13 protein-coding genes are annotated in these 12,452 nt (G+C 71.9%); 7 read left to right on the top strand and 6 right to left on the bottom strand.

From position 1 onward, the window contains the following. Positions 1-55: 55 nt before the first annotated feature. Positions 56-643: a TetR/AcrR family transcriptional regulator gene (locus ACJ5H2_RS14920; protein ID WP_408896197.1), complete on the bottom strand. Its 588-nt coding sequence runs from the start codon at positions 641-643 to the stop codon at positions 56-58. Between the two features lie 91 nt (positions 644-734). On the opposite strand from ACJ5H2_RS14920, the gene ACJ5H2_RS14915 reads away from it, so the two are divergent. Beyond that, positions 735-1,667: an alpha/beta hydrolase gene (locus ACJ5H2_RS14915; protein WP_408896196.1), complete on the top strand. Its 933-nt coding sequence runs from the start codon at positions 735-737 to the stop codon at positions 1,665-1,667. A gap of 24 nt (positions 1,668-1,691) precedes the next feature. Here ACJ5H2_RS14915 and ACJ5H2_RS14910 read toward each other — a convergent pair whose 3' ends face one another. Continuing rightward, entirely contained in the window at positions 1,692-2,588 is an 897-nt protein-coding gene (locus tag ACJ5H2_RS14910) for a LuxR C-terminal-related transcriptional regulator (protein WP_408896195.1), read from the bottom strand. Between the two features lie 142 nt (positions 2,589-2,730). Between ACJ5H2_RS14910 and ACJ5H2_RS14905 the strand changes: the two genes are divergently transcribed. Continuing rightward, the gene (locus tag ACJ5H2_RS14905) at positions 2,731-4,059 is read left to right on the top strand and encodes an MFS transporter (protein ID WP_408896194.1); all 1,329 of its coding nucleotides are present in this window, start codon (positions 2,731-2,733) and stop codon (positions 4,057-4,059) included. Here ACJ5H2_RS14905 and ACJ5H2_RS14900 read toward each other — a convergent pair. The 3 genes from ACJ5H2_RS14900 to ACJ5H2_RS14890 are packed head-to-tail and all read right to left on the bottom strand — an operon-like array spanning position 4,017 to position 7,302. Beyond that, positions 4,017-5,537: a flavin-containing monooxygenase gene (locus tag ACJ5H2_RS14900; RefSeq protein WP_408896193.1), complete on the bottom strand. Its 1,521-nt coding sequence runs from the start codon at positions 5,535-5,537 to the stop codon at positions 4,017-4,019. The two genes, ACJ5H2_RS14905 and ACJ5H2_RS14900, sit on opposite strands and share 43 nt — an antisense overlap. Further along, complete coding sequence (locus tag ACJ5H2_RS14895; protein WP_408896192.1) at positions 5,534-6,382, bottom strand: SDR family oxidoreductase; 849 nt, start codon at positions 6,380-6,382, stop codon at positions 5,534-5,536. The genes ACJ5H2_RS14900 and ACJ5H2_RS14895 overlap by 4 nt, the downstream gene beginning before the upstream one ends. Next, positions 6,379-7,302, bottom strand: coding sequence for a patatin-like phospholipase family protein (locus tag ACJ5H2_RS14890; protein ID WP_408896191.1), 924 nt, complete (start codon positions 7,300-7,302; stop codon positions 6,379-6,381). The genes ACJ5H2_RS14895 and ACJ5H2_RS14890 overlap by 4 nt, the downstream gene beginning before the upstream one ends. Before the next feature lie 86 nt (positions 7,303-7,388). Between ACJ5H2_RS14890 and ACJ5H2_RS14885 the strand changes: the two genes are divergently transcribed. The 5 genes from ACJ5H2_RS14885 (at position 7,389) to ACJ5H2_RS14865 (ending at position 11,882) form a co-directional block, all read left to right on the top strand. Further along, positions 7,389-8,030, top strand: coding sequence for a TetR/AcrR family transcriptional regulator (locus ACJ5H2_RS14885; protein WP_408896190.1), 642 nt, complete (start codon positions 7,389-7,391; stop codon positions 8,028-8,030). A gap of 149 nt (positions 8,031-8,179) precedes the next feature. Further along, positions 8,180-9,187, top strand: coding sequence for a methionine ABC transporter ATP-binding protein (locus ACJ5H2_RS14880; RefSeq protein WP_408896188.1), 1,008 nt, complete (start codon positions 8,180-8,182; stop codon positions 9,185-9,187). Continuing rightward, entirely contained in the window at positions 9,184-9,855 is a 672-nt protein-coding gene (locus tag ACJ5H2_RS14875) for a methionine ABC transporter permease (RefSeq protein WP_408896187.1), read from the top strand. Before ACJ5H2_RS14880 ends, ACJ5H2_RS14875 begins: the two co-directional genes overlap by 4 nt. 14 nt (positions 9,856-9,869) lie before the next feature. Next, complete coding sequence (locus ACJ5H2_RS14870; RefSeq protein WP_408896186.1) at positions 9,870-10,811, top strand: MetQ/NlpA family ABC transporter substrate-binding protein; 942 nt, start codon at positions 9,870-9,872, stop codon at positions 10,809-10,811. A gap of 174 nt (positions 10,812-10,985) precedes the next feature. Then, positions 10,986-11,882 (top strand): sulfite exporter TauE/SafE family protein, encoded by an 897-nt coding sequence (locus ACJ5H2_RS14865; RefSeq protein WP_408896185.1) that lies wholly within the window; start codon positions 10,986-10,988, stop codon positions 11,880-11,882. Between the two features lie 141 nt (positions 11,883-12,023). On the opposite strand, the gene ACJ5H2_RS14860 is transcribed toward ACJ5H2_RS14865, so the two are convergent. Continuing rightward, positions 12,024-12,386 (bottom strand): DUF222 domain-containing protein, encoded by a 363-nt coding sequence (locus ACJ5H2_RS14860; RefSeq protein WP_408896184.1) that lies wholly within the window; start codon positions 12,384-12,386, stop codon positions 12,024-12,026. Between the last annotated feature and the right edge of the window lie 66 nt (positions 12,387-12,452).

Raw genomic sequence — 12,452 nt, 5'->3', positions numbered from 1 at the left:
CCTGTTCGAATTGTCAAGCATCCCTCGGCCGGGGCTCCGGCGCGGCCGAGCGACCTCAACTGCCCGAACGAGTCTCCTCGGAGCCGGGCAGCGGCCGAGGGGCAGTGCTCCCGAGCCTCGCCAGGAGGTCGATCACCTCCCGGCGGCTCGGTGCCGTCTCCGGGTGGAGGAGGAAGCCCTCGACGACGAAGACGCCCACCTGGGTCGACGCGCGCAGTGACTCCTCGGGCACCCCGAGGCGGCGGAACCCGTGAGCGAGCATCTCCTCGGCGAGCCTGTGGAAGTCGGTGTGCCATGCGTCGACGGCCGGCGCGATCGCGGTCCGGGCGTGGACCACCGTGACGAGGCGGCTGTAGCGCTCCAGGCGCTCGACGGCCCACAGCAGCTGGTCCTCCCAGGGGTCGCCGACGTGCTGGGCTGCGTCGGAGAGCTCTGCGGCCAGCACGCGGTCGAGGACGGCGACCAGGAGCGCGTCCTTGTCCGCGAAGTACCAGTAGATCGTGTTGGTCGCGACGCCGGCGGCCGCGGCGATGGCCGTCATGGGCGTCTCGTCGTAGCCCGTCCGGGTGAACAGCTCCGCGGCGGCGGCGACGATCTCGGCACGCTTCTCCTCACGCTTCTGAGGCCGGCGGTTGCGAGGCATGCGTCACCTTATCTTGACTGCCATTCAAGACCGCGCCTACCGTCTCTTGGACGGCGATCAAGATCCGACGCCCGCACCTCGAGGAGCCCTCATGGCACGCACGCCCGACCAGTTCACCTGGACGGAGGAGTCGTTCCTCTCCGAGGGGGTCGCCTGCGCGGCCAGGGTCTACCGGCCGGCTTCCATCCCCAGCGCCGGCGCGCCGGTGGTCGTGATGGGCCACGGGTTCGGAGGGGTCCGCGCACTGCGGCTGTACGCCTACGCGGAGCGCTTCGCCGCCGCGGGCTACCTGGTGCTCGTCTTCGACTACCGCGGCTTCGGCGACAGCGCCGGGACGCCCCGCCAGATCCTCGACATCTCGATGCAGCAAGGGGACTGGCTAGCGGCGCTCGCGTTCGCGCGCCGGCTGCCGCAGGCCGACGACCAGCGGATCGTGGCGTGGGGCACCTCGTTCGGCGGCGGACACGTGATCAGCGTCGCGGGCGAGGGCGAGCCGCTGGCGGCGATCATCGCGCAGGTGCCGCACGTCAGCGGACCTGCTGCGGTACGGGCCACTGGCCTTCGTGCGAGCCTGCGGGTCGCGCCGCTCGGCATCCGCGACCACGTCGCTGCCCTGCTCGGGAGAGACCCCGTCTACGTCGAGTGCGCCGCCGCCCCCGGTGAACCGGGGGCGATGACCAGTCCGGACGCGCTGCCCGGCATGAACAGGCTGATGGCCGAGTCCGGGCTTGCGCGGGACGACTACCCGACCTACGTCGCCGCCCGCATCGTCCTCAAGATCGGCTTGTACTCGCCGAAGCGACGAGCCCCCGCGATCACCTGCCCGGCGCTCGTCCAGATCGCCGAGCACGACACGATCACGCCGCGCAGGGTCGCCGAGGCGGCGGCAGCGCGCATGGCTCACCCCACGGTGAAGGTCTACCCCTGCGGGCACTTCGATCCCTACGTCGAGCCGTTCTTCAGCCAGGTCGTCGCCGACCAGCTCGCCTTCCTGCGACAGCACGTGCCGGTCAGCGCTGTCTGACCGAGAGCCGCCCGCCGGCCCGACCTAGTCGATGACCCCCGCCTCCCGGGCCAGCCGCACGGCGTGCACCCGGTTCGTCGCGTGCAGCTTCCGCATGGCGTTCTTGAGATAGGACTTCACGGTGCTCTCCACCAGCCCGAGGGAGGCCGCGACCTCGCGGTTGCTCTGGCCGAGAGCGACCTGGGCGAGGACGTCGATCTCGCGCGCGGCGAGGCCGGTCGGCACCGTCGGCGTGCGGCGCGGGGCGGGCGCGGCGGCGGGGGAGCGGCCCTGCTCGACCTTGCTGCGGACCTCCTCGAGCCGGGCGCGCAGCGCGTCGTCCTCGACGAGCGCGGCGAGGTCGGCGAGCTCGTCGGAGATGTCGCGCAGGTCGGCGCGGGTGAGCTGGACCTCGGCCGGCGCGGCGGGCGCCGACACCCGGCCGAGCCCGCGCAGCTGGCCGAGCCGGCGGCGCACCTCGTCGTCGACGGCGATCTCGCGCTCGAGGCGCCGCACGAGCGGCAGGAAGGCGTCGTACCAGACGTCGCCGAGCACGACCTGGGCGCGGTGGCCGAGGTAGACGACCATCCGCGGCACCCGGTCGACCACGATCGGGAGGGCGGTCACGGTCTCCAGCTGCTCGGCACGCACCGGGCCGTCGTACTGGTGGGTGATGCCGCGGGCGTCGTAGTAGTTGGTGACCGAGACCGGGCGGCCCATCAGCAGTGCCTTGCCGCCGAGGCCGTGGCCCGAGCGGACGCGGAGCCCCTGCAGGGCGCGGGTGTGAGCGCTGTGCAGGCCGGTGATGTCGAGCGCGTTCCCGTTGTCGATCACCGGACCGCCGAACGCCATGTCGCTGTGCCCCGTCGCTCGGAATGCGGCGAGGGTGCGCAGCAGCCGACCGCCGTCGGTCGGCGCCTCCTGGACGAGGTCGGGGGACATGCCCTCCACGGTAGGTGACTGCGGTCACACGCGGCAACGAAGGCACCCTCCTTGGGAGGTAGCACCTCCTTCGAGGGGTTCGGCCCGGCTGTGGTCCGGCTCACACTCCGGCGATCGACCGAAACCCGAGGAGTGGATGTCCATGTCCGAACGACCGACCCCGATGCGTCGGGTCGCCTTCGCCAGCTGCGCGGGCACGACCATCGAGTTCTACGACTTCTTCATCTACGGGACCGCCGCGGCGCTGGTGTTCCCGACGGTGTTCTTCCCCGCCCTGGGCGACTCCGCCGCGAGCGTGGCTTCCTTCGCCACCTTCGCCGTGGCGTTCATCGCCCGCCCGCTCGGCGCGATCGGGTTCGGGCACTTCGGTGACCGGCTCGGCCGCAAGAGGACGCTGATCAGCACGCTGCTGCTGATGGGTGCCGCGACGGTCGCCATCGGCCTGCTCCCCGGCGCTGCGACGATCGGCGTGACCGCGCCGATCCTGCTGGTCGTGCTCCGCTTCCTGCAGGGCCTGGCCGTCGGCGGCGAGTGGGCGGGTGCGACGCTGCTCGCCGCGGAGTACGCCCCGGCGCACAAGCGGGGCCTGTACGGCGCCTTCCCGCAGCTCGGCCCCGCCCTCGCGTTCGCACTGTCCAGCGGCACCTTCCTCCTGGTCAACCGGGTCGTGGGCGACACCAGCCCGGCCTTCCTCGACTGGGGATGGCGGGTCCCGTTCATCGCCAGCGCGCTGCTGGTCGCCATCGGCCTCTACGTGCGGCTGAAGGTCGAGGAGACCCCGATGTTCCAGGAGAACGCCCGCACCCGCGCCTCCACCCAGGGACCGCTGGCTGCGGCACTGCGCCACCAGTGGAAGGAGATCCTGCTCGGCGGCGGCTCGCTGGCGATGCTCTTCGCGTTCTTCTACGTCGGCACGGCGTTCCTCACCTCGTACGGCACGACCGCGATCGGCCTCTCCCGCGCGACGGTGCTCACCATCGGCGTGTGCGCCGCGGTCGTGTTCGGCACCGTCACCCTGCTCTCGGCCGTCTACAGCGACCGGATCGGGCGGCGCAAGGTCGTCCTCGGCTCGTGCATCATCGCCGTCCCCTGGGGCTTCGCGCTCTTCCCGATCCTCGACCGCGGGACGGGTACGGCGTTCGCTATCGGCCTGTTCGGCACCCTGGCCATCTTCGCCATGTCCTACGGGCCGGCCGGCGCGATGCTGCCGGAGATGTTCCGCACCGAGTACCGCTACACGGGTGCCGGCATGGCCTACAACCTCGCCGGCGTGATCGGCGGCGGCACCGCGCCGTATCTCGCGTCCGACTTCGCCGAGGCCGGCAACACCGAGGCGATCGGCTGGATGCTGGCGGCGTTCGCGCTCGGCAGCGTCGTGTGCGTCCTGCTCATGCAGGAGACGCGGCACCGCGCGATGGCGCCGAGCGCTCAGGACGCCGACGCGGCGAGCCTGGCCGGCGCGAAGGCGTAGTCCTCCAAGGGGAAGCGGGTGGCCTCGCGCGTCGCGCTCAACGTCGAGGTCGGACGCAGGAGCACCGCCTCCCCGTGCTGGTTGAAGTAGTAGCTCCGCGCGGTCGCGCAGCTGCCCGCGTTGAACACGGAGTTGCCGAGGAGGCCGGTCATCCGGTCCAGGAACCGCTGGTTGGCCTCCTCGGTGACCTCCACGACGTCCGCGTCGCGCTTCCGCATGGCGCGCAGCAGCCGCCCGATGTGGGCCATCTGGGTCTCGATCGTCGTGAAGTACGACAGGCCCGAGTACGAGTAGGGGCTGTTGAGCGAGAAGAAGTTGGGGAACTTCGGCACGCTGATGCCCTCGTAGGCGGAGAAGCGGGTCTCGCGCCACCACTGCCCGAGATTGCGGCCCTCGCGGCCCACGACCTCGATGGCCGGGAAGTTCGCCTCCCACAGGTTGAAGCCGGTCGCGAGGACGAGGACGTCGAGGTCGACCCGGCGGCCGTCGGCGGTGACGATGCCGGCGGCGTCGACGTGGTCGATCGAGGTGGTCTCCAGGTCGACGTGCGGCTGGGTGAACGTGGGGTAGTAGGTGTTGCTGAAGGTCGGCCGCTTGCAGCCGAAGTCGTAGTCGGGGGTCAGCTTCGCGCGCAGCTCCGGGTCCCGCACCTGGCGGCGGAGGTGGGCCTCGCAGACCCGCTTGCCGAGCGCGTTGGCCCACGGCAGGTCGCGGAAGTGCAGGACGCCGGCGACCATCAGCACCTCGAGGATGGAGGTCCCGACGAGTCGGGTGGCGCGCTGCGTCAGCGGGATCCTCGCGAAGGCGCCGCGGACGACGCCCGGCACCGGGCCGTCCAGCTTCGGGCTGACGTAGATCGGGGTGCGCTGGTAGACCGTGAGGTGCCCGGCGACCTTCGCCAGCTCCGGGATGAGCTGCACGGCGGTGGCGCCCGTGCCGATGATCCCGACCCGCTTGCCGGCGAGGTCGACGTCGTCGTCCCAGCGGGTCGTGTGCATGACCGTCCCGGCGAACTCCTCCACGCCGGGGATGTCGGGGAGCCGGGGCTGCGACAGGAAGCCGGTCGCGGTGAGGAGGAAGCGTCCGCGGACGACCTCGCCCCCTTCGACAGCCACCTCCCAGCTGCTCGTCTCCTCGTCCCACCGGGCGCCCTCGACGACCGCTCCGAAGCGCATCAGCCGGCGCAGGTCGTACTTGTCCGCGACGTGCTCGGCGTACCGCTTCAGCTCCGGGCCCGGCGCGAACAGCCGCGACCAGTGGGGGTTGGGCTCGAAGGAGTAGGAGTACGTCGAGCTCGGGATGTCGACCGCGAGGCCGGGATAGCGGTTGACGTGCCAGGTGCCGCCGAGGTCGTCCTCGCGCTCGAGGACCACGAGGTCGTCGAAGCCCTGGCGGCGAAGCTCGATCGCGGCTCCCATGCCGCCGAAGCCGGCGCCGACGATGACGGCGTCGTGGAGATGGGGCGTGGGGACGGTCATCGGGCGGTCCTCTCGGTGGCGGCGCTCTCGAGGCGCTGCGTGTACGCGGAGCGTGCGGAGTCGTCGGCGCGCAGCGCGCGGTCGTCGCGCAGGGCCCTGCGCAACCGGTCCAGCGCGCCGGTCGGCATCAGCGAGGTGGCGGTGGCCAGCGCCCCGACGTACCGCGGCACGGCGATCTCCGCCTCGCGCGTGCGGACCGAGGCGACCACGGCCTCGGCGATCCGCTGGGGGCTGACCTTCGGGATCGGTCTCATGTCCAGTCCGGAGGCGAGATCGGTGTCGACGGCGGACGGCAGCACGGCGCTCAGGGTGACGCCGTGCGGTGCCATCTCCAGGCGGGTGGCGGCGGTCAGGCCGACCACCGCGAACTTGCTGGCGTTGTAGACGGCGAGCCCCGGGATCGGGAACTTGCCCGCGAGCGACGCGACGTTGACGACGTGGCCGCGGCGGCGCTCGACCATGCCGGGCAGCACTCGCCGCATGCCGTGCAGCACGCCGTGGACGTTGACCTCCATCATCAGCCGGTCCAGCGCGGGATCCATCTCCAGGAAGGCTCCGTTCGGCATCACGCCCGCGTTGTTCACCAGGACGTCGACCGGGCCGTGCTCGGCCTCGGCAGCCGTCACGAAGGCGTCGTACGACGCCGGGTCGGCCACGTCGAGAGGGTGGGCCGAGGCGCCGGTCTCCTGAGCGGTGGCGCTCCCCAGGTCGAGGTCGAGGTCGCCGAGCGAGACCCGCGCTCCCCGAGCGAGGAAGGCCTCGACGGTGGCGCGGCCGATGCCGCGCGCGCCGCCGGTGACCAGCACGTGCGCGCCCGCCAGGTCGATGGTCGGGGGACGGGTCATCGGATGACCTCCTGGTGGTCGGGTGCGCCGTCGAGGCGCTGGGCGACGAGAGTGGGAGCGGTGCGCGCGGCGGTCGAGCGGACCTTCGGGGCACGGGAGCCGTCCATGAAGTTGGCGCCCATCGCGTCCAGGTCGGCCGGCGTGGGCTCGATGCGGACGACGCGGGCGCCCGCGGCATGGAGGACGGCCACCTCCCGGTCGAGCCGGCGGGTCATCGGCCGCCGGAGCAGCCGCTCGACCCGTGATGCGCCGCGTGCGCGGGCCCCGCCCAGGCTGGACATCGGCGCGACGACGACGACCTCGTGGATGCTGCCGTCGGCGACCTGGGGGAGCAGCAGGTCGGCGGACGTCGGCGACACGGCGCCCCCGTCGAGGAACGCACGCCCCGCGATCCGCACGGGCGGGAACCAGCCGGGGATCGCCCAGGACGCGGCGATCGCCTGTCCCAGCGTTGCTCTCGGCGCGTCGGCGCGGCCGAGCGCGAACCGCTCGCCGGTGCGGGCGTCCGCCGCGACCAGCCAGGTGCGCGGGTGCGCGACCCAGGAGGTGCCGGGCTCAGCCAGCCGGTCGCCGAGGTCGAGGAGCCATCGCGGGTCGTCACCGCCGCGCGGCAGCAGCCCGGCGAGCCCGGCGAGCAGGTCTGCCCGTCCGCTGAGTGCGGCCCGGGTCAGGCCCAGTGCCGGCAGCCCCGGCCGGGGAAGCGGCGGAAGCGCTCGGGGCGGCTCGCCGAGGTCGTCCTGCAGGGCAGCGGCAGGCATCCCTGCGCCGAGGCGGGCGACGAGCTCGGCGCCGGCCGACGTACCGACCAGGACGTCGGCGGTGCCGGGGACCCAGCCCTGCCGCTCGAGCTCGGCGAGGACGGCGGCGGACCAGGCGAAGCCCAGGGTGCCGCCACACCCGACGACCAGTGCACGCCCCATGCGGCCCCCTGTCGAACGAAACGGAATGAGATGTCAGTTCCGGAACGTATCGTCACTCATCCCGATCTGCAATAGGCTCCGTGGTCATGACGGCCACGACGGAGGGAGCGACGCAGCGGCCCTCGCGCCTGGAGCGGCGCAAGGCCGAGACCCGGCGCGAGATCATCGACGCCGCGTTCACCTGCTTCGCCGAGAGGGGCTACCACGCGACCGGGATCGCCGACATCGCTGCGCGACTCGGCATCGGGCACGGGACCTTCTACCGCTACTTCGAGAACAAGCGCGACATCGTCGAGCACGTCATCACCGAGACCGTCGACAAGATCGTGGCCACGCTGGGTGCGGAGAACGCCCCCGAGGCCGTGACGACGCTCGAGGGCTATCGCGCCCAGACCGAGCGCATCGGTGCAGCCCTGGCGCGGATCTTCAGCGAGGACCCGCGGGTGCCTCAGCTGCTGCTGTCGGCCGCGGGCATCGACGACGCCATGCGGGAGCGGATGCTCGACCTCTTCGACATGACGACGCCACTGACCGCCGCCTATCTCGAGCACGGCGTCCGCCTGGGCTACCTGCGCGCCGACCTCGACATCGAGCCGACCGCGCAGTCGATCAACGGGATGATCCTCGGCTCGGTCCTGGCCGGGCTGCGCGACCCCGCGCCCGAGCGCCAGGCCCGGCTGAGCGCCGCGATCCGTGCCGTCATGTACGACGGCATCGCCGCGCGCTGAGTGGACCTGGCCGCCCGCTGCAAGGTCTCGTCGATGGCGGGATCGGACATGCCGTCGGCCAGAGCCCTGGCGAACCCTGGTCAGGCGCGGAGTCAAAGTCTATAAAGTCAGTCGAGAAACATCGGACCGACTGAATCGGGGGACGCCGGATGATCGAGATCGCCGGACTGACCAAGTCCTACGGGGCGACCACCGTCCTCGACGGCATCGACCTGAGCGTGGGCCAGGGGAGGATCGCCGCAGTGGTCGGCCCGAGTGGCGCCGGCAAGAGCACCCTGGCCCGCTGCGTCAACCTGCTCGAGCAGCCGACCAGCGGCACCATCGCGGTCGCCGGGCAGGACCTCACCCGGCTCTCCCGCCGCGACCTGCGCCTGGCCCGACGCCAGATCGGCACCGTCTTCCAGTCGGCCAACCTGCTGCGCCGGCTCACCGCCGCCCAGAACGTCGCGCTCCCCATGCGGCACGCCGGGCTGCCCGAGGCCGAGATCCGGCGCCGGGTGGCGGAGCTGCTCGAGCGGGTGGGCATGCTGCACCGCGCCAACCACTATCCGTCGCAGCTCTCCGGCGGCCAGCGTCAGCGGGTCGGCATCGCCCGCGGACTGGCGCTCGGTCCCTCGGTGCTGCTGGCCGACGAGGCGACGTCCGGGCTCGACCCGGACAGCACGCGTGCCATCCTCGACCTGCTGACCGAGCTGCGCGACGACCTCGGCCTGACGGTGCTCGTGATCACCCACGAGATGGACGTCGTGCGGGCCATCGCCGACCAGGTCGCCCAGCTCGACCACGGCCGGATCGTCGAGCAGGGACCTGTCGCGGACGTCGTACGACGCTCCGACTCGGGCCTCTCCCGCGCCCTGCTGTCGATGCCTCCGGTGGCCGCCGTCGAGCGGCTGCGGACCTGGAACGTCCGCTACGAGGGCGGCGACGTCTCGCCCGTCTGGCTGGCCCAGGCCGGCCGCGAGCTCGACGCCGACATCGCGGTCCTCGCGGCGCTGGTCGAGGCGGTGGGGGAGTCGCGCGTGGGCCGGCTGGCTCTCGGCATCGACCCGCAGCTCGACGAGCGCCGTGTCGTCGAGGTGCTCTCCCGGCACGGCGTCGTCGCCGAGCCGACCGAGCGGCCGCTGCTGCGGGCCGTCCCGGACGCGGGCGCGGCATGATCGCCCTCCTCGGCACGCCGTGGCCCGACGTACCGGACCTGCTGGTCCCCGCGATCGGCGAGACCCTCCGGATGGTCGCGATCGTGATGGCGGTCGTCGTCCTCGTCGGCGGTCCGCTCGGCGTCCTCATCTTCAACACCTCGCCGCTCGGGCTCACCCCGCACCATCTCGTGCACGTGTCGATCAGCTGGATCGCCAACCTCGGCCGCTCGCTGCCCTTCCTCGTCCTGATGGCGGCGGTGATCCCGGTGACCAAGCTCGTCTTCGGCACGACCATCGGCTTCCGCGCGGCGCTCATCCCCATGTCCATCGCCGGGATCGCGTTCTTCGCCCGGTTGACCGAGAACGCCGTGCGCGAGGTCCCGCGCGAGCTCCTCGACGTCGGGCTCGCGGGCGGCAGCAGCAAGCGCCAGATCGTGACGTCGATCCAGCTCAAGGAGGCGCTGCCCGGCCTCACTGCCGGGCTCACCCTCAACGTGATCGCGATGATCGAGTACTCCGCGATCGCCGGCGCCATCGGCGCGGGCGGCATCGGCTACCTCGCGGTCAACTACGGCTACCGGCGCTTCGACGACAACATCATGGTCGCCTGCATCGTGCTGCTCGTCGCGCTGGTCCAGCTCATCCAGTTCTCCGGTGACCGGATCGTCCGGGCCCTCACCCACTAGGCAAGGAAACCGCCATGTCCACGACCCAGCAGCCCCGGCGCCGTACTCCCGACCCCTCGGACGCCGCCGACGCCATCGACCTCGAGCGCTCGCCTCGCCGTTGGCTCCTTCCCGGTCTCGCCCTCGTCGTCGTCCTCGCGCTCGCCGCCTTCCTCGTGCTGCGGCTGACCGGCGGGAACGACGAGAAGGCCGTCGAGGGCAGCCACTTCGGCAACGACTTCCAGATCGCCTACCAGGCCAGCAGTGCCTCCGAGAAGGCCTTCCTCGACTACCTGAACGAGGAGATCGCTCCCGACTACGGGGTCACCATCGAAGGTGTCGGCATCGAGGACGGCAACCAGCTCGACCAGGCCACCGCGGACGGCAAGTTCATCGCGAACATCTACCAGCACAAGCACTGGCTCAAGCAGGTCACCGAATCCACCGGCATGGAGCTGACGGCCCTCGGCGAGGTGTTCCAGTGGTCGTACTCGGTGTACTCGACGAAGCACGCCTCCCTCGACGACCTGCCGAAGGGCGCGACCATCGCACTCCTCAACGACCCCGCCAACACCGCCCAGGCCCTGTGGATCCTCGAGCGTGCCGGGAAGCTCACCTTCAAGGACGGCGTCGACCCGTGGGCCGCCACCGAGCAGGACATCGCCGAGAACCTCGGCGGCTACCGGTTCACCTACATGGAGTACGGCGCCGGTCCCCGCACCCTCGACTCCGTCGACGCGGTCATCGACTACAACATGTCCTTCGTCGACGCCGGGACGCCCGAGAAGTACCGGATCTACGAGCCGGACGCCCCCAAGGAGTTCGCCGGCCAGCTGGTCGTCGGCACCGCCTACCTCGACGACCCGCAGGTCGAGAAGCTCAAGAAGGTCTTCTTCGACGAGCGGGTCCAGCCCTATCTCGCCGAGAACGACGACCCGAGTCTGTCGGGTCAGCTGGCGCCGGTGTCGGCGGAGTAGGCCCCTCGGCCCGTCCCTGCGGACTTCCCCGCGCCCCTCTGCCCCCTCGGTGGGCGGAGGGGCGCGCTGGCAGGGAAGCGGACGGCCGAGCCGCGAGGACTCGACGCCTGCAAGGTGTTGTATGTAACCTTGATAGGTAGGGTTTATCACGTTCCTTGGGTAAAGGGTCCTCACATGTGGTTGGTCGCCGTCTTCGCTCTCGCCGGCGGGCTCGCGCAGCTCGTCGACGGCACGCTCGGCATGGGCTTCGGCGTCACGTCGGCCACCGTGCTCCTCGCGGTGGGCGTCGCGCCCGCCACCGCGAGTGCGGCGACCCACGCCGCCAAGCTGCCGACGACCTTCGTCTCCGGCATCTCGCACTGGCGCGCCGGCAACGTGGACAAGGCAGTGCTCGTGCGGGTCGCGCTGCCCGGCGCGGTCGGGGGATTCGTCGGCGCCGTCATCCTCACCTCGATCAGCCTGGAGGCGGCCAAGTCATCGATGGCGGTTCTGCTGCTGTTCTTCGGCTTCGTCATCCTCGCCCGCTTCGGCTTCGGTCTGCGGATCATCCCGACCCCGAAGTCCGGGCACACCGCCCGCTGGCTCTCGCCGATCGGGCTGCTCGGCGGCTTCGTGGACGCGACCGGCGGCGGGGGATGGGGGCCGGTCGTCACGCCCAGCCTGATGACCGTGACCAGCCACGAGCCCCGGCGGGTGGTCGGCACCACCAACGCCGCCGAGTTCGTCGTGGCCCTCTCGGTCTCGACCGGCTTCGTCACCGGCGCCGCGCACCAGGACATCCCGTGGCTTCCCGTGCTCGGCCTGGTCCTCGGCGGCGTGGTCGTCGCTCCCGTCGCGGCCCGCCTCGCCGGCCGGCTCCCGCACGCGCCCATGGGCGCGATGGTTGGCGGCCTGGTCATCCTGGTCAACGCCGTCACGGTCGTCGGGGCGCTGACCGACCTGCCGGGCTGGCTCGACCTCAGCCTCATCGTCGGCTGGTTGGCGCTGGTCAGCCGGATCGCCTGGTCGGCCTGGCTGCGCGAGCGTGTCGACCTGGCGGCGGCCCAGGAGCAGGAGCCGGTCGCCGCCTGAGGCCGGGCTCAGGCCTCCCAGTCGAGGGCGAGTTCCCCAGGCAGGTCTCGAGACGCGTGGGTGTCTGGTCCGGCGTGGTGCCGGTGACGCGGCGGGTGCCGGTCTGGTCGACCAGGTAGTGGGCCCCGTGGGGATCGCGCCCTAGGACGATCTGCACCCCCGGGGCTTCACCGGACCCACCGACGGGTCCACGTGGGCGTCGGGGTTGGTCAGGAGCGCAAACGCGGCCACCTTGCCCTCCACGACGGCCTGGAAGCGTGCCCACCCGAGACGTCCGTCGGCGACCTCCACCACCTCCCCGTCGACCCATCCGGCCTCCGGCGCCGACAGCTCACGGGTGGCCTCGGCGACGTGCCGGGCGTGGGTGCTGCGGACCCGGCCGGCCCGCACGCCGGCCCACGGCCTGGGCAGGCGGTGGTGCAGGTCGACGGCGTCGGCGATCAGCCGCTTCGCGCCGTACGGGCTGGTCTGAATCCGCGCGCCGAAGGTCGCGGCGGCATGCATCGGAGCCGTGATCGTCGACCTCGTCCGACGCCCCCTGGCGGGCCCGACCAGGCGCGGGCAGGAGAG

The sequence above is a fragment of the Nocardioides pymetrozini genome (assembly GCF_046058985.1).
GTDB lineage: Bacteria > Actinomycetota > Actinomycetes > Propionibacteriales > Nocardioidaceae > Nocardioides.
This window is presented reverse-complemented; position numbering and strand designations above follow the sequence as displayed.

Excerpts from the sequence above, each read along its gene's own strand:
- ACJ5H2_RS14885 (WP_408896190.1), top strand. The coding sequence starts at position 7,389 with ATGACGGCCACGACGGAGGGAGCGACGCAGCGGCCCTCGCGCCTGGAG.
- ACJ5H2_RS14905 (WP_408896194.1), top strand. The coding sequence starts at position 2,731 with ATGTCCGAACGACCGACCCCGATGCGTCGGGTCGCCTTCGCCAGCTGC.
- ACJ5H2_RS14900 (WP_408896193.1), bottom strand. The coding sequence starts at position 5,537 with ATGACCGTCCCCACGCCCCATCTCCACGACGCCGTCATCGTCGGCGCC.
- ACJ5H2_RS14875 (WP_408896187.1), top strand. The coding sequence starts at position 9,184 with ATGATCGCCCTCCTCGGCACGCCGTGGCCCGACGTACCGGACCTGCTG.
- ACJ5H2_RS14880 (WP_408896188.1), top strand. The coding sequence starts at position 8,180 with ATGATCGAGATCGCCGGACTGACCAAGTCCTACGGGGCGACCACCGTC.
- ACJ5H2_RS14865 (WP_408896185.1), top strand. The coding sequence starts at position 10,986 with ATGTGGTTGGTCGCCGTCTTCGCTCTCGCCGGCGGGCTCGCGCAGCTC.
- ACJ5H2_RS14870 (WP_408896186.1), top strand. The coding sequence starts at position 9,870 with ATGTCCACGACCCAGCAGCCCCGGCGCCGTACTCCCGACCCCTCGGAC.
- ACJ5H2_RS14915 (WP_408896196.1), top strand. The coding sequence starts at position 735 with ATGGCACGCACGCCCGACCAGTTCACCTGGACGGAGGAGTCGTTCCTC.
- ACJ5H2_RS14910 (WP_408896195.1), bottom strand. The coding sequence starts at position 2,588 with ATGTCCCCCGACCTCGTCCAGGAGGCGCCGACCGACGGCGGTCGGCTG.
- ACJ5H2_RS14860 (WP_408896184.1), bottom strand. The coding sequence starts at position 12,386 with ATGCATGCCGCCGCGACCTTCGGCGCGCGGATTCAGACCAGCCCGTAC.
- ACJ5H2_RS14920 (WP_408896197.1), bottom strand. The coding sequence starts at position 643 with ATGCCTCGCAACCGCCGGCCTCAGAAGCGTGAGGAGAAGCGTGCCGAG.
- ACJ5H2_RS14890 (WP_408896191.1), bottom strand. The coding sequence starts at position 7,302 with ATGGGGCGTGCACTGGTCGTCGGGTGTGGCGGCACCCTGGGCTTCGCC.
- ACJ5H2_RS14895 (WP_408896192.1), bottom strand. The coding sequence starts at position 6,382 with ATGACCCGTCCCCCGACCATCGACCTGGCGGGCGCGCACGTGCTGGTC.